This is a genomic window from Sphingomonas aerolata (genome assembly GCF_003046295.1).
GTDB lineage: Bacteria > Pseudomonadota > Alphaproteobacteria > Sphingomonadales > Sphingomonadaceae > Sphingomonas > Sphingomonas aerolata.
In genome coordinates this window covers 854,998-873,200 of record NZ_PZZN01000003.1, presented here as the reverse complement: position 1 = coordinate 873,200, position 18,203 = coordinate 854,998, and the positions used below count along the sequence as shown (strand labels likewise).

The window sequence follows — 18,203 nt, the reverse complement described above, 5'->3', positions numbered from 1 at the left end:
ATCAGTCATTCGCTGCTGCAAAGTTAAAAGTTTCACAATACAGTCACTGATGCGAGGTCAAGCTTGCAGCGGTGCAAGGCGCGACTCGAAGTGGAGGCCGAGTGATGATTGCTTTATTCTTCGCATTGTCGCTGCAGGCCGCCACCCCCGATATCGTAATTTCTGGCAGGCAGCTTTCGGAAGCGTATGCAGCCTGCGTCGAGCAGGGCTGTCCGCCGTTGCGCGATGCACAAGCCTCGATCGCCTTTGCCGAGCAGCAATTCCGGGATGGTGCGTATCTCAAGGCGCGTCACACGCTTATGCGCGCCATATCTCGCAACAAGCGTCACGCTGCGACCGACCCGAAACCGGTGTCTGCATTGTATGAAGCATATGCGACCGTCTCTTTGCACGACGGTGATCTGGATGCGTTCAAGAGCGCGGTCGGTGAGCAGGTTCGCACGCTGCGCGACAATCTGCCGGCCAATGACCCGGCCGTCGTTGCCGCCGCATTTGCAACCGGCGATATGTGGCTCGCGATGCGCAAGGGGCGTAGTGCCGAGATTTCGTATAAGGCGGTGGAGCGTCAGGCGTTGGCGGACGGAAACGCGGTGGTTGCCCTGCAGGCGACGTTGCGCCGCGTCAGACTGGCCAACGCACGGGGCGACACGGCCGGTGCGGCCAGGCTTATGGCCGAAGCCGAAGCCCGGCCGATCGCGGCGGATCCAAAGCTGCGCAACCTGCTGCAAGTTGTCCGGTTGCGCTTGGCGGCGGGCCAAAAGGACAACGCGCAGATTGACCAGCTGGTGCGTGCGATCGGCCGCGACGGCTCGACCCGCCCTGAGCTGGTCTGGGCGCCGCCTTATCGACCTTCGGCGCTGGCGGCTGCGCAAGACGAAGCACGCAAGTTCGACTTGCGCAATCCGCTTCCCGCGAGGTCGTCCGATGTCGATCCGATCAAATGGGTCGACATCGGATTCTGGATCCGACCCGACGGTAAGACCGACGAACCCGAAATCTTGCGCGGCTCGCGTTCGACGGGATGGGCAGGGTACCTCCTCAGGCAGGTTTCCGAACGACGCTACACCGGCTTTTCGACCAGCGGCGCTGATCGGGGTGTCTACCGTGTCGAACGGTTCACCTTGCGCGGTACGTACCAGGTTCCCGTGGGGAGCCTGATTGCAAGGCGAGGGGACGCTGCAAGGTTGGAAGTGCTCGACTTGACGCAGCCAGATACATCCGGCTCGTCGAACCGGTCATAGGGGCAGATGTGAGACGGGCTCCGGCGGCGGCTGATGATGCAAAAGCTGCTTCGCTGGGGACGGCCATCTGGCGGGGCAGTTCGGGCATATTCATCGTTCGCCGTGCCACGTTGCAGGTACGACGCCACGTCATCCGCGCCGACGACCCCGTTCCGGCGTTAGGTCATCACCCCATCCAGGCCGAAGATGTTGGCAAAAGGTCGTCTGGAAGTTCTGATGGTGCGATGGTCGCCGAAATGCGTATCGGCCGTCTGTATGTCGTTGCAGACGAAGGAGCACCAGCATCAAAGGGGCGGCGCGATGGTGACCGGACGCCTTACATTGCATCGAACGTGAACTATCTCACAGCGGCGCATGACACTCGACCGACCCTTGATTCTCGCAATCGGCGACAGCCTGATTGCCGGTTACGGCCTGCCCACCGCCGATAGCTTTCCCGTACAGCTCCAGGCTTCGCTGCGGCGGGCATGCCCTTCTGCCCGCGTGGTGAATGCCGGGGTGTCGGGTGATACCACCGCCGATGTCCTACGACGCTTGCCCCGAATGCTCTCCGCGCTCGACCAGCGACCCGCACTTGCGATCGTTCAGGTGGGACCGAACGATGTCCTGCGGCAGGTGCCGGTGGGGCGTACTCGAGCGCAGCTCGGGCAGGTCCTGCTGAGCCTGGGCAATTGTGGCATTCCCGTGTTGTTGACGACCGTCGATCCCCCGATGTTCATCCGTGATCGGGCTGCTGCATATCTCGGCATTCACGCAGCGTTGGCCGCCGAACACGGCGCGACCGTCTGGCCATTTTTTCCGCCTGGCGTGTTGGGACATGCCGATATGGTGCTGGCGGACCGGATGCATCCCAATGCGAAGGCGATTGCTGCGGTGGTCACAGCGATGCTGCCGATCGTGGAGAGGATGCTGTAATGCCCGCATTTGAGCGTAACCGCAGGCTCGTTCGTATCTCGGCCCCAAGGGCGAGCGGATCATGGTGACGGATCCGAAGTGGCTGAGAGTGGCGCGCACGAAGCTCAGCACGCAGGAAGCTGCGGGATCAGCGAACAGCGCGACGATCCTGGGTTGGGCAAAGCGGCTTGGAACGCGGGTGCTGGGCATGGTCTACAACGCCGACAGCGTCCCGTGGTGCGGCGTGTTCGTCGCATATTGCCTGCAGGACGATGGTATCGAGCCGGTCTCTATTGCGGTGCGGGCGACGTCATGGTCGACATGGGGATTGTCGTTACGGCCGGAGCGTCTGGCGCCCGGGGCTGTGCTGGTGTTCGAGCGTCCTGGCGGCGGGCATGTCGGTTTCTATGTCGGCGAAGACGCGACGGCCTATCATGTCCTCGGCGGCAATCAGGGGGACGCGGTGACCATCGCCCGGATAGCAAAGGATCGCTGTATCGCGCGCCGATGGCCAGCCGGCCGCCCCGTAATAGGCAAGCCGGTCCAGATGGCGGCACGAAAGCCGATCTCGACCGACGAAGCCTGATGGAGATGCGCTGATTTCGTAGTGCGCACATCGGACCCAGATTCATTCGTAACAGACAGTATCGGTAGGTGGTGGGTTCGGCCTGACCACGCCGTACGGCCTCGACGATGAGATCCCCCGATTTGAGCCGCTGTGTCTGCGGCTCGCAGATTCCAAAGCTTCGATCGCCCGGTAGATACGGTGACCGAGACCGGCACGGATTTCCGACAGTGCGATTCCCACTTCTGTCGCGGTTCTGTCGCGGTCAGTGCTCGTTCGTGCAGGACGACCTGTCCGTCGGCAGCGGCGAGATCCGTTGATACGACGCGATATGCGCGCAGTGGGTCCGGCCCTGCCAACAGGACGTCGGCGAAATTTGCGGGGTTCAGGACGATCGGGATCGGATGTGCCGTCCCATCCCGCAGCAACGAACAGGGCACGCGCACAGGCGAGCTGAACTGCCTCCAGCGCGGCATTGCGGGTCGCATCGCCTTGCATCACGGTCGTGCCCCATGCTTCAGTGGCGTAGAGCGCGACGGTCCGATCGTCGATTACCACGATTGTCTCTGGATCCGCACCACGCTTGACGAGTTCGTCAACCGCTTCCGCGCCCCACCCGCCATAGCAGCCGGAGCCAAACGGCGTTTTGCCGCGCCGTGTCGGGGTAAAACTGTGTCGATGCGGACGGCGCATGACGTGGTCTACGCAGAGTTACGAACGACCCAAGGGGCTGCCGATCCGTTTTCGCCGTCGTGGCTCCGCGCCCAGGGTTGATGGGGCAGACGATATGATTTTCCGAAGTCGTGCCGGCCTATCGCCGACCGAATCCCGCGGTGCTGTTTGCGCCATCGTCGGTCCGCTCACGACCAGCCAGCACGTTCTCGAGTTCAGCCAATGAATGGGGCACGTCGAGGTGCTGCGCCCCGATGAACAGGCGTGACCCGTTCCCTTCGGGCACTGCATGGGTCAGCTTGTCGATATCGACCAGCGCCTTGCCCTGCGGCAGTATTTCGATCTGAACAAATCGCATGTGATTTCCCATCTTGCGTCTGAGGGTTGGAGTGTCGCGCGGTCGATAACGAAGTTCTGTGCCCTGAGGGTACCCGACATGCTGACTTACGTCGCTAGAGTCAGCTTCAGGGCGAGGTGACGAATCCCGGAGCCAGAAAGCGGGTAGGGCGGTCGGAATGCCTGCGAGTCGGTCTCTTTTTCGGCGAGATTAGTGGAGTTTGCTCTCACGCTCCTGTCTGCCTTGAGCATCCCACGCCGCCATCGCGTGTCCGATGCCGGCCCGCAGCGTCTCGGTCGGAACGCCGTCCCGCGCCTGGATCGAGATCCCCAGCACCAGCCCGTCGTACAACATGGTGAGCCCCGCGACGTCCGTGGCGGGATCGAGATCGCCGGCGGTGACGCCGGCGGCGATACACCGCTGCAACGCCTGCCGGGTGATCTCCCGCTCGGCACGGGTCAGCGCCCGGGTCGGCGCGCCGGCCTCGGACGAAACGATCGATGACAGCGTCATCATGCACCCCTTCGGATGGGCAGGATCGGTCTGCACCGCAACCGACGCGATCAAGGCCTGTTCGAGCCGTGAGCGTGGCGGTAGCGTCTCGTCGTCGAGCGCACCGACGATGCCGCCATGCACGGCGAGATAGCGCGCGAGCGTTTCGCGGTAGAGCGCTTCCTTCGACCCGAATGCCGCATAGAAACTCGCCGACGAGATGTCGCCCATCGCCCGACGCAGCGTGAGCAGCGAAGCACCCTCATAGCCGTGTTCCCAGAACAGGTGCATCGCGCGGTCCAGCGCTGAATCCCGGTCGAAACCACGTGGTCGTCCGCTCCGTGCCATATATGTCCGCTCCTGATTATGGACTAATCAATCCATTACTCGTTGACAAGCCACGCCACGTGGCCGAACGCACTGGACCAGTCGATCCAGAGGTGAGTGTTGCGTGATTCCAAGATCCGGTCAGACCGACGATGGCGCGAGCGAAACGTTGCCGGTCTCCGCGTTGCTGGCGCTGGCAATGACCGGTTTCACCGCGATCCTCACCGAAACGCTCCCTGCCGGGCTGTTGCCGCACATGGCCGCCGGGCTCGACGTATCGGAGTCGCTCGCGGGGCAGACCATCACGGTCTATGCGGTCGGATCGCTGTTCGCGGCGATCCCGCTGACGCTGTACACGCAAGGTTGGCGCCGCAAGCCGACCCTGCTCGTCGCGATCGTCGGCTTCCTGATCTTCAACTGCGTGACCGCGGTGTCGACCTCCTATGCGCTGACGCTCGTCGCGCGGTTCATGGGCGGGGTCGCGGCGGGACTGGGGTGGGGAATCATCGCGGGCTATGCCAGGCGGATGGTCGCCCCGCCGTTGCGCGGCAAGGCGCTCGCGATCGCGATGGTCGGTACGCCGCTGGCACTGTCGATCGGCGTCCCGCTGGGGGCGATGCTGGGCACGACGCTTGGCTGGCGGATGGCGTTCGGTCTGATGTCGGTTACTACCATCATCCTGATCGGCTGGGTTTTGTGGCGGGTGCCGGACTTTGCCGGCCAGCCTGCCGAGCAGCGGCTGTCAATCGCCAGCGTGTTCCGCACGGCGGGCGTTCGTCCCGTCCTGATCACGCTGTTTGCGTGGATCACGGGTCACAATATCCTGTACACCTACATCGCCCCGGTCGCCGCCTTGTCGGGCGCGGGGGAGAGGCTGGATCTGTTGGTGCTCGGATTCGGGCTCGCCGCGCTGGTCGGGATCTGGGTGACGGGCGTGCTGATCGATCGCGCGCTGCGTCCGCTCGTGCTGGTCAGCCTCACGATGTTCGCGGTCGTCTCGCTGGCCTTCGGGCTGTTCGCGACTACCCCGGCGATGACGATCGCGGCGACGATCCTGTGGGGACTGTCGTTCGGCGGCGCAGCGACACAGCTGTCGACCGCGCTCGCCGATGCGGCGGGCGAGGGCGTCGACCTGGCCAATGCTATGCTCACGACGGTCTGGAACGGCGCGATCGCGACGGGCGGGATCGTCGGCGGGGTGATCCTCGACCATGCGGGGGCAGGACCGCTCGCCTGGGCCGTACTGGTGCCGACCCTTCTTGCCCTGGCGCTCGCAGCTGGCGCGCGCCGCCATGCCTTCAAGCCCGGTCCCCGTGCCTTCGAATAACGCGCCTTCGAATAAGGCGCCCGTCGTGCGTGCCCATCAGGAGAAGATTGCGATGAAAGCCTTTCACATCGGTGCCCAGAACGGCATCAGCGGGTTAGTTGCCACGACCCGGCCCGCGCCGGTCGCCGGTCCCGGCGAAGCGCTGGTAGCGCCGCGTCTCGTCGGCCTGATCAGCCGCGACGTTCAGCTGCTGCGCGGCACCTACGGCGCCCGACAGCCCGAGACCCGCATTCCGATGTCCGAAGGCGTGGGCGAGGTGGTGGCGATCGGTGCAGGCGTGACCGAGGTCTCGGTCGGCGATCGCGTCGTCTGCGGTCATTTCGCGACCTGGCTGGACGGCCCGTTCCGGTCGGATGTCTTTGCGCATGATATCGGCATCACGCATGACGGCTGGCTTGCCGAACGGGTCGTTCTCCCCGCGGCTGCGCTGATCCGGGTGCCCGACGCGCTGGCCGACGCGGATGTCGCAGGTCTCGCCTCGGCCGGCCTGACGGCTTGGAATGCGCTGGTCGAGATCTGTCGGGTCGAGGCGGGTGAGACCGTACTCTGCCTCGGCACCGGTAGCGTTGCGCTGGCGGCACTCAAGATCGCCAAGCTCCGTGGCGCACGCGTGGCGATCACGTCGTCACAGGACGCGAAACTCGAGACGGCGCGCAGCCTCGGCGCGGACATCACGGTCAATTACCGGACGTCACCGGATTGGGCGGCCGAGGTGATCGCACAGACCGAGGGGAAGGGCGCCGACATCGTGATCGAAACCGGCGGCGTCGACACGCTGGGGCACTCGATCGCAGCCGCGGCAATCAATGCGCGGATCATCGTCATCGGCGTTTCACCGGGCGAGGGGCCGGCGATCCCCGATTATCTGTCGCTCATCACGAAGAACGTGACGATCCGCGGCATCGCCAATGGCAGCCGCGCGATGTTCGTCGATCTGCTCGACGCGATGGTAGCGAACCGGATGACAACCGTCGTCGACCGGACGTTCGCCTTCGACGACGCACCGGACGCCGTCCGCTATTTCGCCGCGGCAGGGCATCTGGGCAAGGTGATAATCACGTTCTGATTACTGCAGCACGTCTGCCTCTGCGCACGTCTCTCACCGGGTTTCCTGTGATGCCGAGGTTGATCCGGATGGCATGAATGACCAGCATTGGACAGCTTGGAGCGCTTTTTTAAATGACCGACCGTCCGTCAGAACCGCGAGGGCGGATTCCGATCAGGCGCGATCCAAGCCGCGCACATGCTCCCACACATTGGAGATGACGACCGATCCCTCTCCTACCGAGGACGCGACGCGTTTCACCGATCCGGCGCGCACGTCCCCGACGGCATAGATTCCCGCGCAGGACGTGGCGAAAGGCGATAACGCGCCAGCCGCTTCGCCGGTGAGCACGAAGCCCTTGTCGTCGAGAGCGACCAGTTCGGAGAGCCAGCCCGTATTGGGTGCGGCGCCGACCATCACGAAGACGGCGCAGCTTGCCACGGTGCGGTCGCCGTCTTCGTTGCGGATCGTCACTGCCTCCAGATTGTCCCCGCCATGAAGTTCGACGGCATGGGTGCCGTATTCGATGGTGATCGCGGGGTCCGCCTCGAGCCTGCTCGACAGATAGCTGGACATGGACGAGGCCAGGGTGTCGCCGCGCACCAGCAGGCGAACGTGCCGCGCCGTACGACTGAGGAACATCGCCGCCTGCCCGGCCGAATTGCCGCCGCCGATGACCAGCACCTCCGTATCGCGGCAGAAGCGCGCCTCATTCTCGGTCGCTGCATAATAGATGCCCGTGCCCTCGAACTCGGCGAGGCGTGCGATCGGCAGGCGTCTGTACTGGACCCCGGTAGCAACCACGACAGAGGCGGCGAGAACGCGCCGACCATTGGCGAAAGTCGCACAGAAGGCGCCATTGTCGAGCTGGTCCAGCGACTCGATGCGGCGAGGCATGACGAAGCGTGTGCCGAATTTCATCGCCTGCACCTCGCCGCGCCAAACGAGATCGGCACCGGAGATGCCGGTGGGAAAGCCCATATAGTTTTCGATCCGGCTGGACGTGCCGGCCTGGCCGCCGATCGCGGTCTCGTCGACCACCAGCGCGCGCAACCCTTCGGCTCCCGCATAGACGCCCGCCGACACGCCGGCGGGGCCGGCCCCGACGATGAGCACGTCGAAGGCCTCGTCTTCGGGAACGTCCTGATCGAGTCCGAGCAGCCGTGCCACCTTTTCCGGCGTTGGATCGCTCACCACCATGTCGCGGCCGAACACCACGACGGGTTCGCGCGGCGTGGTTCCGCAACTGCTGGCGACATGCGCGGCCTCAGCGCTGCCGAGCGGGTAGGAGCGGTAGGGCAGGCGATTGCGTGCAGCGAACTCGGCCACTCTTCTGACGGCCCTGTCCTCCTCTTCGCCAACCAGCACCAGCATGCCGTCGCCGGCATCCAGCTGCCGCCGACGGCGTGCCGCCAGGACCGTGATGACGATGTCCGACATTTCCGGTATCGCCGCCATCAGGCGCAGCATCGCGGATCGCGGGACTTCGACGACGGTCGTGTCGCTCGCTGCGCGCATCGGGAGCGACCATGTGCCGCCTGACAGCAGCGAGATTTCGCTCATGAACTGGGTGGGGCCCAGCGTTGAAGGCACCAGCCGATCGCCCGTGAACGGGTTGACGACCTCGATCTCCCCCTCTTCGACATACACGAAGCGGTCGGCCGGCGCGCCGATCTCGGCAAGCATCATTCCCTTGGGATAGTGCTTACGCGTCCCTGCGGCCCGGATCGCGGCAATATGCGCAGGCTGTAGCGGAACCCGCTGCATTTCCCGCAGGTCACGGCCGATCGTTTCCATGAGCGCTGTCCCCTATCCCCCTCGACACTAGCCCGGCGAACGTGACGACGGCAATCGCCCGGGAACGGCCCAGGCCACATGCGGGCGCGACCCGATACGCTGCCCGATCGCATTGACGCCGTTCGGGACAGCTTGCAGGACCACCGGGCGGGCAGGAAAAGGGGCGGCTCTGTGCATCCAGCGGCAAATTTCGAGCTGATCATCCTCATGTTCCTGGTGGTGCTGGGGCTTCACTATCTGGCCCGGCGTCTGTCGCTGCCACCAGCAGCCGCGCTGATCGTCGGCGGATGCGCCGTCGCCTTCGTGCCCGGCGTGCAAGGGATCGCGATCGATCCGGAGCTCGTGCTTGTCCTGTTTCTCCCGCCCCTGCTGATGGATGGCGCGTGGTTCACCGCGGTCGCGCCATTCCGGCGGCACATGGCCGGCATTCTTTCGCTGGCGGTTGGCGCCGTCTTCTTCACCACGGCGGTTGTGGCGATCGTTACCAGGCTGCTGATGCCGGAACTGCCCTGGGCCGCCTGCGTCGCGCTGGGCGCGATCCTGTCGCCGCCCGATGCGGTATCCGCCCGTGCCGTGTTGCAGCGGGTGACGCTCCCGCGCAGGCTGACCACGCTGCTCGAGGGCGAAAGCCTGCTCAACGATGCCGCGGGGCTGGTGCTGTTCCGTTTTGCGGTGGCGGCGGTGCTGACCGGCAGCTTCCATCTGGGGGCGGCGACCGGAACGTTTTTCGTGCTGGTGGCGGGCGGCATCGCGGTCGGCGCGGCGATCGGCGGGCTCTGGGTGGTTCTGCTCCGCCGGCTAGGCGATGATACGCTGATGATCGCAGCGACCGTGCTGGTGTGCTGGAGCGCCTATATCGCGGGCGAACTGCTGCACGTGTCCGGCGTCATTGCCGTCGTCACTGCGGGCCTTGTCTGCGGCTGGTATCAGCATGTCGTCTTCACCGCCCGCGTGCGCATCCGGGCGATGGCATTCTGGCAGGTGCTGGTGTTCCTCCTCGAAGCCACCGTATTCCTGCTCATCGGCCTGTCCTTGCGGGGGTTGCTGGACCGGGTCGGCGGGCTCGATATCGTCATAGACACGATGGCGCGGCCCGTGCTGCTGATTGTTCTGGCGGTCGTTGCCGCGCGGTTCCTGTGGATCTTCGCGGTCGATGCCGGCGTCGCCACCGGTCGCCGCATCGGATGGACGCGACAGCAACCGCTCGGAACGCGTGCGGCGGTGGTGATGAGCTGGGCAGGGATGCGCGGCGTGGTGACGCTTGCGGTCGCGCTCTCGCTGCCCGAGGCGATGCCGGCGCGGGATCTGATGCTCGTCACCGCCTTTGTCGTGATCCTCGTTACCGTCCTGGTGCAGGGCACCTCGCTTGGCTGGGTCATCCGGACCCTGAAGCCGCACGACGACGGCAGCGCGCGACCGCCGCTCGATCTGCACGCGGCGGAGATGATGCTGTTCCAGGCGCAGTTGGCGCTTGTCGAGCGCGAGGCGGTGGCGGTCGACGGCAAGGTCATCCATCCGCAGCTCCTGCGGCGCTACCGGACCCGTGCAACCGCAGCGGATGCGTTCGACGGTACGGTGGAGGAGCGCAACGTGGCGATCGCGAGCCATTTCGACGTCATCATCGCCGCGGTCGCGGCCGGCCGCGCCGAGCTGGTCCGCCTGCACCGTGCCGGTCGTATCGATGACGAGACGCTCCACGATCTCGAGCACGATCTCGACCTCGAGGAGCTTGCCGCAGCGGCAGCGAAGGGATGAACGATTTCAGTTGCTCCGAGCCGCGATGAAGAGGCGCGGACGTCGGCCGGATCAATAGGGCGGATCACGCCGCTCGCGCTGGGCGCGGGCGGCCTGCGCCCACCAGCCGAGATCGTCGGCGAAGCGCGGGAAGGCGCGGGTGAGGGCCGCACCGTTGTCGCCCGCCGGTTCTCCGCTCGCGTCGAAGGCATGGCCGATCCCACCCACCGCGATCGTGCTGGACACCACCACCATGCCCATCTCGGACAGGATGCCGTGCCATGCGAGACCGGCACGCGCACCGGCGAAACGTCCGGCCGAATAGCTGACGATCGCCGCCGGCCGCCAGTACCATTCCTCGAGGAAATGGTCGGTGAGGTTCTTGAGCCCGGGCTGCACGCCCCAATTATATTCGCCGGCCACGAAGACGAAGGCGTCGGCCGTCCTGATCTTTTCCGCGAGTGCCTCCAGCGCCGGCGGCGCTTCGCCGCTGGGATGTTCCTTGTACATGCGGTCGAGCATGGGGAGGTCGACCGCCCTGGCGTCGATGAGCTCGGCCGATGCACCGCGTTCGGCAAAGGCGCGGACGAGCCACTCGGCGAGGCGGATGCCCTGTCGGTCGGACCGATAGGAGCCGTAGAAGATCAGAACCCGATCGGGCATCGCCGCAATTCCTTGTGAAACGTGTCGTGCAGAAGCACGGAGCGCGCCATCGCTCCGTGCTTCTACCATGGATCAGCCTTCGATGAAGGCGAGCAGATCGGCGTTGATCCGATCGGCGTTGGTAACCGGCATGCCGTGGGGAAAGCCGGGGTAGGTGATGAGCTTGGCGTCCTTCACGATGTCGGCAGACATCTTGCCGGTGGTGGCGAAAGGAACCACCTGGTCGTCCTCGCCGTGCAGGACCAGCGTCGGCACGTCGATCGCCTTGAGATCGTCGGTGAAGTCGGTCTCGGAAAAGGCCTTGATGCCGAGCGTATGGGCAAGCGCCGAGCCCATCATGCCCTGGCGCCACCAGTTGAGCCGCACCGCCTCCTTCACCTCGGCGCCGTCGCGGTTGTAGCCGAAGAAGGGCAGCGTGAAGTCGTAGTAGAATTGCGAACGGTTCGTGGCCGTCTGCTCGCGCACCATGTCGAATACGTCCATCGGCACGCCGTCCGGGTTGGCGTCGGTCTTGACCATGATCGGTGCGACCGCACTGACTAGCACGGCCTTTTTGACCCGCCCGGGCTTGGCGCGCGCGACATAGCGGGCGACCTCGCCACCGCCGGTCGAATGGCCGACATGAACGGCATCGTGCAGATCCAGCGCGTCGGTCAGCGCGATGACATCCGCGACATAGGTGTCCATGTCGTGACCGCCCGCGGACTGAGTCGAGCGGCCATGCCCGCGGCGGTCATGCGCGATGACACGATAGCCCTTCTGGACGAAGAACATCATCTGCGCGTCCCAGTCATCCGAACTGAGCGGCCAGCCGTGGTGGAACATGACGACGGGCGCGTCCGTGTTGCCCCAGTCCTTGTAGAAGATTTCGGTCTTGTCGACGGCGGTGACGAACGGCATTCGATTTCTCCTCGGGCTTGGTCGGGTACGCGGCACGCTACAGAGTGAAGGTGACAATCAGGCGGCGTCGACGAGGACGATCTCTGTATCCTTGTTAGCGGTCATACGCAGCACGGCCTAGTCGGCAACGGCGGCGCCCTCTCGCCGATCGAGGCGGGCGAAGTTGACCTTGATCAACCCGATCGCCGGTATCAAGTCGCTACGCTGGTCGGCGCCGACCGGATATTCGGCGATCGCCTTTGGCAGGGCCTGCACCGCGTCGGAATGCGCCGCCTCGCGCGCATCGCGACACCGAAGCAATAGACGTGGGCGAGGCAGAATTCGTCGGTCGCGAATTTGGGAAGCACGCAGACGTCGGCGGCCGTCAGGCTCGGTCCCCGCCGGGCAGCTGTTCAATGTCGGGCGAATGTGCATGATTGGCCATGACCGCAGCGCATCGGCAACGCCTTGTTCGCTACCTGGGCATTTGGGCCGCGTGGCTGGCGGTCGCGGTGGTGACTGCGTTCCAGACCTATGCCGCGGGTTTTGCGGGCGGCCCCAAACTCGCGCTGGGGCAGGCATTGGTCAATGGGCTGATCTGGTATTCGGCTTGGGCAGCACTGACGCCCGGGGTTGTGAGCGTGGCGCGAGCGTTCGCCGACGAGCGGCGGCTGGGCAGGCTGCTGGTCAGCCATCTGGCCTTCGGGCTGCTCTTCGCGGTGCTGCACGCGGCGCTCTACAGCGTGGTGAACGCGATGATCTATGTCCGCGCGCCCTGGGCGCCGTGGAGCAATGGGCTGCTGATCACGAAGCTGGCGACCAGCATCCACGTCCATCTGATGATCTACGCGCTGCTCGTCGCGATCGTGCTCGGCGCGCGCGCCTATCGGACGATGCGCGATCGCGAAGTCGCGGCGGCGCGGCTGGAGGCGCAGCTCGCAGAGGCGGAAACGGCGGCGCTGCGCGCGCAGTTGCAGCCGCACTTCCTGTTCAACACGCTCAACGCCATTTCCGCGCTGGTGCCCGACGATCCGATCGTCGCCCAGCGGCTGATCGCGCGGCTGGGCGATCTGCTGCGGCTGTCGATCGATCAGCGCAGGTCGCAGCACAGCGCGCTTGCCGATGAACTCGACTTTACCGACACCTATCTGGCGATCGAGGAAGCCCGGTTGGGCGAGCGACTGCGGATCGTCCGCGCCATCGCGCCTGGGTTGGAGACCGTCCAGGTGCCGGCGCTGCTGCTGCAGCCGCTGGTCGAGAACGCGGTGCGCCACGGGATTGCGCCATTGATCGAAGGTGGCACGCTGACGATCGAGGCGAAGCCCGCGGGTGACATGCTGCGGATCAGCATCGCCGACAACGGCAAGGGCGCGGGCGCGATCCGCGAGGGCGTCGGGCTCGGCAACGCACGCCTCAGGTTGCGCCACCTCTACGGCGAGCTCCAGTCGCTCGAGATCGACACAGCGCCGGGCGAAGGTTTCCGCGTCACCATCCTGGTGCCGCAGTGATCCGGACCCTCATTGTCGATGATGAGCCGCTGGCACGCCGCGCCGTGCGCCAGTCGCTGGCCGGGTTCGGCGATTTCGACGTGCTCGGCGAGGCTGGGCACGGGGCTGAAGCGGTTGCGGCAATCGGCACGCTGCGGCCCGATCTGGTGTTCCTCGACGTCCAGATGCCCGAGATGGACGGCTTCGGCGTGATCGAGGCGATCGGCGTGGATGCGATGCCGCTGACCGTTTTCGTGACGGCGTTCGATGCCTATGCGGTGCGCGCCTTCGAGGCGGAGGCGCTCGATTACCTGCTCAAGCCGTTCGACGACCAGCGCTTTGCCCGCGTTATCGAGCGGGTGCGGCGACACATCGACACGGGCGACGGCCAGCGCGACGGGATGCGATCGCTGCTCGGCGGGCAGGGCCGGCTAGTCGCGCGCGGCAATGGCGCGGCGCAACTGGTTCGGCTCGACGAGATCGACTGGATCAGTGCGGCGGGCGACTATGCCGAAGTCCATGCCGGCGGACGCAGCTTGCTGATCAAGAATCATTGACGTCGCTCGAGGCGCGGCTGCCCCATGCCGCGTTCGCGCGCATCCATCGCGCCGCGATCGTCCGGCTCGACCGATTGGTCGAAGTCCGGCCCGGCACCCATGGCGACGGCTCGGTGCGGCTGGCGTGCGGCGCGGAGCTCCGGTTCAGCCGTCGATATCGCGAACCGATCGACGTCTACCTTACCCGCTGATCCCGCTTGGCGATCCGCCGGACCCGCCCGGCGAAAATCCATTGCCGGCAAACCCCGTTCCGGGCCCGTATGCCGCTCAACCAAAACAGGGGGTGGGCATGGGTTTGCAGCACAGGGCATATGTACTTTTCAGGTTTCCGACGGCGGTATTCGCACTGGCGATCCTGTTCCACGCAAGCCCTTCAACGGCGCAACTCGCCAACCCCCGGGCCATGATCAAGCTTCACGCCGAAGGTCGCCAGTCCCCGCGTGCGACGATCGCCGACATGGCGTGGATCGAGGGCCACTGGATCGGCGACATGCCCGATGGCCCGGTCGAGCATGTGCTTCTCAGTCCTCGCTTTGGGCAGCTTCCGGGCTTCGTCCGCGCGCTCGCTCCCCAGAACCTGGCCTTTTACGAGATCGGCGTGTTCGCCGAGATTGGACATTCGCTCACGCTTCGGGTCAAGCACTTCACGCCGGAACTCGCCGGTTGGGAAGCGCAGGCGGCTTATATCGACCGTCCGCTGCTCGATCGCGATGCGACCAGCTTCTACTTCGACGGCGCGACTTTCTCGCGAACCGGGCCGGATAGCTTCACGGTTTATTTCCTCAATCGCTCGGAGGGCCAGGAACGCGAGACACTCGTGATTCCCTTCAGGCGTACATCAGGCCCCGCGCGGCGAAGCGATGGAGCACCGTCATGAGCGCGCTGTGCAAGCTTTACGCCGTAGCCTGTTGCTTGCTGGCGCTGTTCGTCGCTCCGGCGATGGCGCAGCCGCAGGGCCGGCTGGTTGTCAGCACGCTGCAATCGACCAGCTTCGCCGGCAGCAAGATCGGCATATCGCCAGTCCGCAACCTCACGGTCTATCTGCCGCCGCGCTACGCCGAGCCGGGCAAGCGATTTCCCGTCCTCTATTTCCTCAACTATTTCTTCGAAGATCACCGTGAACCCTTCGCTAGCCACGGCGCAAAGGCGCTGCTGGATAAGGCGATGGCGGTGGGGGTGATCGGCGACGTCATCGTCGTGACCGCGGACTTCACGACCCCCGCGGGCAGCTCATGGTATGTGAATTCGCCGGCGACGGGCAATTGGGAGGATTTCATGGTGCGCGAGCTGGTGCCGCACATCGATGCCACCTACCGCACGCTCGCCACCCGGGATTCGCGCGGGATCGCGGGGGACGGTCCGGGGGCGTATGGCGCGATCCGTTTCGGCATGCGCCATCCCGAAATGTTCGGCGCGGTCTATGGCATGCAACCGGTGGCGAGTGGCCCCAATATCCTACCGACGCACAGCCGCCCGAACTTCGAACGCATGGCCCGCGCGACATCGCTCGACGATCTGCGGGACGACGGCTTCTCGCTGATCTTCACGTCGATCTATCAGGCCTTCGCGCCGAACCCGAACCGACCGCCGCTGTTCTTCGATCCACCGGCGCGGCGCGTCGACGGGCGCATCGTAGTGGACAGCGACCGTACGGCGCGTCTTAAACAGGGATTCGCGCTGACGGCCTTGCTCCCCGCTTATGCCGACAATCTCAAATCGCTGCGGGGCTTCAAGTTCGACTGGGGGCGTCAGGACACGCTGGTCGATCATGTCTATGGCGCGCAGGCCTTTTCCAATCTCCTCGCCGAATATGGCGTGCCGCACGAAGCCGAGGAACATGGCGGCGGCTTTCGCGACCGGCATTGGGGCGATCAGGGGCGTTTCTACACCGATCTTCTGCCTTTCTTCGCGCGAGCTCTGCTGTTCGGGCCGCCCGTAACTCCTGTCGAACGCGTCAACGCCGCACAAGCAAAGCTGCGCGAGACGATACTCGCCAACGATGTCGATGCGCGCGCCGCGCTTTACCGCGCCGACGCGTTGAGCATGCCTGAATATCAACCCGTGCTGCATGGCACCCGCCAGATTGCCGCCTATCACCGCGCGATGCGCGAACGGCGGCAGGTGATCAGCTATGTGCCGGTCACGAGCGAAGTCTTCGACCTGGGCAACACACTGGTCGAGATCGGAACCTTCACGATCCGCTGGTCCGACCGCACCGATGAGGAGCGGGGAAAATACGCGCATGTCTGGGGCGTCGAGCGCGACGGCAGCCTCAGCCTCAAGGCCGACACCTGGGGCTATTTCCGCCCGCTGGCCGATCCCGCGGGCTTCTTCACCGCGATCCCGGAGCCGTCGTCCTCGCCCATCCCGCTAGCCGCAGGCGATCGGGCCATGGGCGACTTCCTACGGGCGCATAACGACCGCGACGCCGAGGCAGTGCGGACCAAGGATGTCGAGGCGAAACTCGTGGATTACACCGACGACGCCATCTTCATGCCCTTCGCCGAAACGCCCAAACGCGGCATGGCCGAGATCCGCCCCTATCTGACCGCCTATACCGCAGCGGGAAGCGGCGCGACCTTCCGCGACGTGCGGGTCTGGACCCTGGCGTTTGAAAATCACGGTGCGTGGGTGATCGAATATCCCAAATTCCGCGTCGAGTGGACCGCGGGGGGCCAGTCGGGCACCGTCACGGGCGGCGGCATCCGGTTGTGGCAGCGTCAGGCTGGCGGCTCGCTCAAGCTGCATCGCCAGATCGGAACACACGACTATGTCGTCCCGTCCCGTTGAGGCCGCCCCCCGCTCGGTCCGGATAGGAAGCAGGCATTCCGCTATCAGCCTGACATCGGAGCTCTTCGTTCGAGGCGAGCATCTACGAGCGTCGCGAGTTTCCCAGATCACGACGGGGCAAGGCTCAATAAACGTGGTTTGCTCAAAGAGATTACGGCATCGCGTATTCCAGCAATTGTGCACCGCTATCGGCGAACTAACCGGGCAGGAACGGATGTCCGACAATTGGGCGCGGACACGCCGCCTGGAATGTCCCGAAGGCGGTCGTCCTGGCCGTTGTTCAGGCGGGCACTCCTTGTGCTGCCGGCAGAGCAGTGATGTCAGATGATCCCGACCAGAGATTGACGCCGCCATCGTCGGCCGCGCTGTCGATCGCGGTGAGTTCGTCGGCGGAGAAATCGAGCGTCTTTAGCGAGTTCAGGGAATCGTCGAGCTGGTCGACCGTGCGGGCGCCGATCAGCGCCGACGTGACGCGCGGGTCGCGCAAGACCCACGCGATCGCCATCTGGGCCAGGGTTTGTCCGCGCTCACCCGCGATATCGTTCAAGGTACGGATGGCAGCAAGGTTCCGATCCGTGAGCAAGGCCTGCGACAGCGATCCGTCACGGGTGGCTCGTGCATCCTGCGGGACGCCCTGGAGGTATTTGTTCGTCAGCATGCCCTGCGCCAAGGGTGAGAAGGCAATGCAGCCGACGCCCAGTTCCTCCAGCGTCGCCAGCAGATCGCGCTCGATCCATCGGTTAAGAATCGAATAGCTGGGCTGGTGGATGAACAGCGGCACCTTTTCCGCGGCCAGGATCTCGGCCGCACGGCGGGTCAGCCCCGGCTCGTAGGAGGAGATGCCGACATACAGTGCCTTGCCCTGTCGATGGAGCTGCACCAGCGCGCCCATCGTCTCCTCGAGCGGAGTCGCGGCGTCCACCCGGTGCGAATAGAAGATATCGACATAGTCGAGGCCCATTCGCTTGAGGCTCTGGTCGCAACTTGCAATCAGGTATTTTTTGGATGAACCGACATCGCCATACGGTCCGGGCCACATGTCCCAACCCGCCTTGGTCGAGATGATGAGTTCGTCGCGATGGGCCGCGAAATCGGAGGCGAGGACGCGACCGAAATTCTCTTCGGCCGAGCCATAGGGCGGGCCGTAATTGTTGGCGAGATCGAAGTGGGTCACGCCACGATCGAATGCCCGCCGCAGGATGGCTCGCCCCGTCTCGAACACATCCTGTCCGCCGAAGTTCTGCCACAGCCCCAGGCTGATTGCCGGGAGCCTCAGCCCGCTTCGGCCGGTGCGTCGATAGGGCATGCCGCTGTCATACCGGAGCGGGGACGCGACGTACGGACGGGGAAACGACATTGGTGACTCCTTGTAAACGTCTTCGATGCGCAACGCGCT

Annotated in this window: 19 protein-coding genes; 11 read left to right on the top strand and 8 right to left on the bottom strand. The window is 65.1% G+C overall.

The window, feature by feature from the left end; translation table 11 throughout:
* Positions 1–104 precede the first annotated feature (104 nt).
* The 3 genes from C8J24_RS16395 to C8J24_RS16385 all read left to right on the top strand — a co-directional run bounded on the left by C8J24_RS16395 (position 105) and on the right by C8J24_RS16385 (position 2,721).
* Positions 105–1,241, top strand: a complete 1,137-nt coding sequence (locus tag C8J24_RS16395; RefSeq protein ID WP_107934040.1) for a hypothetical protein — start codon at positions 105–107, stop codon at positions 1,239–1,241.
* A gap of 354 nt (positions 1,242–1,595) precedes the next feature.
* Complete coding sequence (locus tag C8J24_RS16390) at positions 1,596–2,156, top strand: GDSL-type esterase/lipase family protein (RefSeq protein ID WP_107934037.1); 561 nt, start codon at positions 1,596–1,598, stop codon at positions 2,154–2,156.
* Between the two features lie 61 nt (positions 2,157–2,217).
* Positions 2,218–2,721 (top strand): TIGR02594 family protein, encoded by a 504-nt coding sequence (locus C8J24_RS16385; RefSeq protein WP_107934035.1) that lies wholly within the window; start codon positions 2,218–2,220, stop codon positions 2,719–2,721.
* Between the two features lie 42 nt (positions 2,722–2,763).
* Here C8J24_RS16385 and C8J24_RS18080 read toward each other — a convergent pair whose 3' ends face one another.
* From C8J24_RS18080 to C8J24_RS16370, 3 genes are all read right to left on the bottom strand, one after another.
* Positions 2,764–3,393 carry an NAD-binding protein gene (locus C8J24_RS18080; protein ID WP_146163729.1) on the bottom strand — a complete coding sequence of 210 codons (630 nt, stop codon included), beginning with the start codon at positions 3,391–3,393 and terminating at the stop codon, positions 2,764–2,766.
* A gap of 118 nt (positions 3,394–3,511) precedes the next feature.
* Entirely contained in the window at positions 3,512–3,730 is a 219-nt protein-coding gene (locus tag C8J24_RS16375; RefSeq protein ID WP_056677240.1) for a hypothetical protein, read from the bottom strand.
* A gap of 189 nt (positions 3,731–3,919) precedes the next feature.
* The gene (locus tag C8J24_RS16370) at positions 3,920–4,492 is read right to left on the bottom strand and encodes a TetR/AcrR family transcriptional regulator (protein ID WP_244180798.1); all 573 of its coding nucleotides are present in this window, start codon (positions 4,490–4,492) and stop codon (positions 3,920–3,922) included.
* A gap of 160 nt (positions 4,493–4,652) precedes the next feature.
* Between C8J24_RS16370 and C8J24_RS16365 the strand changes: the two genes are divergently transcribed.
* Entirely contained in the window at positions 4,653–5,855 is a 1,203-nt protein-coding gene (locus tag C8J24_RS16365) for an MFS transporter (RefSeq protein WP_244180797.1), read from the top strand.
* A gap of 52 nt (positions 5,856–5,907) precedes the next feature.
* On the top strand, positions 5,908–6,921 hold the full coding sequence (locus tag C8J24_RS16360) for a zinc-dependent alcohol dehydrogenase family protein (RefSeq protein WP_107934031.1): 1,014 nt from the start codon (positions 5,908–5,910) through the stop codon (positions 6,919–6,921).
* 153 nt (positions 6,922–7,074) lie between these two features.
* Here the strand turns inward: C8J24_RS16360 and C8J24_RS16355 are convergent, their stop codons facing one another.
* Positions 7,075–8,697: an FAD-dependent oxidoreductase gene (locus tag C8J24_RS16355; RefSeq protein WP_107934029.1), complete on the bottom strand. Its 1,623-nt coding sequence runs from the start codon at positions 8,695–8,697 to the stop codon at positions 7,075–7,077.
* A gap of 171 nt (positions 8,698–8,868) precedes the next feature.
* On the opposite strand from C8J24_RS16355, the gene C8J24_RS16350 reads away from it, so the two are divergent.
* Entirely contained in the window at positions 8,869–10,452 is a 1,584-nt protein-coding gene (locus C8J24_RS16350) for a Na+/H+ antiporter (RefSeq protein ID WP_107934027.1), read from the top strand.
* 51 nt (positions 10,453–10,503) lie between these two features.
* On the opposite strand, the gene C8J24_RS16345 is transcribed toward C8J24_RS16350, so the two are convergent.
* The 3 genes from C8J24_RS16345 to C8J24_RS17435 form a co-directional block, all read right to left on the bottom strand.
* Entirely contained in the window at positions 10,504–11,094 is a 591-nt protein-coding gene (locus C8J24_RS16345) for an NADPH-dependent FMN reductase (protein ID WP_107934025.1), read from the bottom strand.
* A gap of 72 nt (positions 11,095–11,166) precedes the next feature.
* Positions 11,167–11,994, bottom strand: a complete 828-nt coding sequence (locus C8J24_RS16340; protein ID WP_107934023.1) for an alpha/beta fold hydrolase — start codon at positions 11,992–11,994, stop codon at positions 11,167–11,169.
* A 117-nt stretch (positions 11,995–12,111) separates the two neighbouring features.
* Entirely contained in the window at positions 12,112–12,408 is a 297-nt protein-coding gene (locus C8J24_RS17435; protein ID WP_146163728.1) for a hypothetical protein, read from the bottom strand.
* 8 nt (positions 12,409–12,416) lie between these two features.
* On the opposite strand from C8J24_RS17435, the gene C8J24_RS16330 reads away from it, so the two are divergent.
* The 5 genes from C8J24_RS16330 to C8J24_RS16315 all read left to right on the top strand — a co-directional run bounded on the left by C8J24_RS16330 (position 12,417) and on the right by C8J24_RS16315 (position 16,807).
* Entirely contained in the window at positions 12,417–13,481 is a 1,065-nt protein-coding gene (locus C8J24_RS16330) for a sensor histidine kinase (protein WP_107934019.1), read from the top strand.
* Positions 13,478–14,017: a LytR/AlgR family response regulator transcription factor gene (locus C8J24_RS16325; protein WP_208620978.1), complete on the top strand. Its 540-nt coding sequence runs from the start codon at positions 13,478–13,480 to the stop codon at positions 14,015–14,017. Before C8J24_RS16330 ends, C8J24_RS16325 begins: the two co-directional genes overlap by 4 nt.
* Positions 14,014–14,208 carry a LytTR family DNA-binding domain-containing protein gene (locus C8J24_RS17750; RefSeq protein WP_208620977.1) on the top strand — a complete coding sequence of 65 codons (195 nt, stop codon included), beginning with the start codon at positions 14,014–14,016 and terminating at the stop codon, positions 14,206–14,208. Before C8J24_RS16325 ends, C8J24_RS17750 begins: the two co-directional genes overlap by 4 nt.
* A gap of 98 nt (positions 14,209–14,306) precedes the next feature.
* Complete coding sequence (locus tag C8J24_RS16320) at positions 14,307–14,894, top strand: DUF6265 family protein (protein ID WP_146163727.1); 588 nt, start codon at positions 14,307–14,309, stop codon at positions 14,892–14,894.
* On the top strand, positions 14,891–16,807 hold the full coding sequence (locus C8J24_RS16315; protein ID WP_107934015.1) for an alpha/beta hydrolase-fold protein: 1,917 nt from the start codon (positions 14,891–14,893) through the stop codon (positions 16,805–16,807). The genes C8J24_RS16320 and C8J24_RS16315 overlap by 4 nt, the downstream gene beginning before the upstream one ends.
* Positions 16,808–17,087: 280 nt before the next feature.
* On the opposite strand, the gene mgrA is transcribed toward C8J24_RS16315, so the two are convergent.
* A complete protein-coding gene (mgrA, locus tag C8J24_RS16310) occupies positions 17,088–18,164 on the bottom strand; it encodes an L-glyceraldehyde 3-phosphate reductase (protein WP_107934013.1) in 1,077 nt (358 codons plus the stop codon).
* Between the last annotated feature and the right edge of the window lie 39 nt (positions 18,165–18,203).

What these genes read in the sequence shown, in the direction of transcription:
- C8J24_RS16395 (WP_107934040.1), top strand. Translation starts at nt 105, where the DNA reads ATGATTGCTTTATTCTTCGCATTGTCGCTGCAGGCCGCCACCCCCGAT.
- C8J24_RS16390 (WP_107934037.1), top strand. Translation starts at nt 1,596, where the DNA reads ATGACACTCGACCGACCCTTGATTCTCGCAATCGGCGACAGCCTGATT.
- C8J24_RS16385 (WP_107934035.1), top strand. Translation starts at nt 2,218, where the DNA reads ATGGTGACGGATCCGAAGTGGCTGAGAGTGGCGCGCACGAAGCTCAGC.
- C8J24_RS18080 (WP_146163729.1), bottom strand. Translation starts at nt 3,393, where the DNA reads ATGCGCCGTCCGCATCGACACAGTTTTACCCCGACACGGCGCGGCAAA.
- C8J24_RS16375 (WP_056677240.1), bottom strand. Translation starts at nt 3,730, where the DNA reads ATGCGATTTGTTCAGATCGAAATACTGCCGCAGGGCAAGGCGCTGGTC.
- C8J24_RS16370 (WP_244180798.1), bottom strand. Translation starts at nt 4,492, where the DNA reads ATGCACCTGTTCTGGGAACACGGCTATGAGGGTGCTTCGCTGCTCACG.
- C8J24_RS16360 (WP_107934031.1), top strand. Translation starts at nt 5,908, where the DNA reads ATGAAAGCCTTTCACATCGGTGCCCAGAACGGCATCAGCGGGTTAGTT.
- C8J24_RS16355 (WP_107934029.1), bottom strand. Translation starts at nt 8,697, where the DNA reads ATGGAAACGATCGGCCGTGACCTGCGGGAAATGCAGCGGGTTCCGCTA.
- C8J24_RS16345 (WP_107934025.1), bottom strand. Translation starts at nt 11,094, where the DNA reads ATGCCCGATCGGGTTCTGATCTTCTACGGCTCCTATCGGTCCGACCGA.
- C8J24_RS16340 (WP_107934023.1), bottom strand. Translation starts at nt 11,994, where the DNA reads ATGCCGTTCGTCACCGCCGTCGACAAGACCGAAATCTTCTACAAGGAC.
- C8J24_RS17435 (WP_146163728.1), bottom strand. Translation starts at nt 12,408, where the DNA reads ATGCACATTCGCCCGACATTGAACAGCTGCCCGGCGGGGACCGAGCCT.
- C8J24_RS16330 (WP_107934019.1), top strand. Translation starts at nt 12,417, where the DNA reads ATGACCGCAGCGCATCGGCAACGCCTTGTTCGCTACCTGGGCATTTGG.
- C8J24_RS16320 (WP_146163727.1), top strand. Translation starts at nt 14,307, where the DNA reads ATGGGTTTGCAGCACAGGGCATATGTACTTTTCAGGTTTCCGACGGCG.
- C8J24_RS16315 (WP_107934015.1), top strand. Translation starts at nt 14,891, where the DNA reads ATGAGCGCGCTGTGCAAGCTTTACGCCGTAGCCTGTTGCTTGCTGGCG.
- mgrA (WP_107934013.1), bottom strand. Translation starts at nt 18,164, where the DNA reads ATGTCGTTTCCCCGTCCGTACGTCGCGTCCCCGCTCCGGTATGACAGC.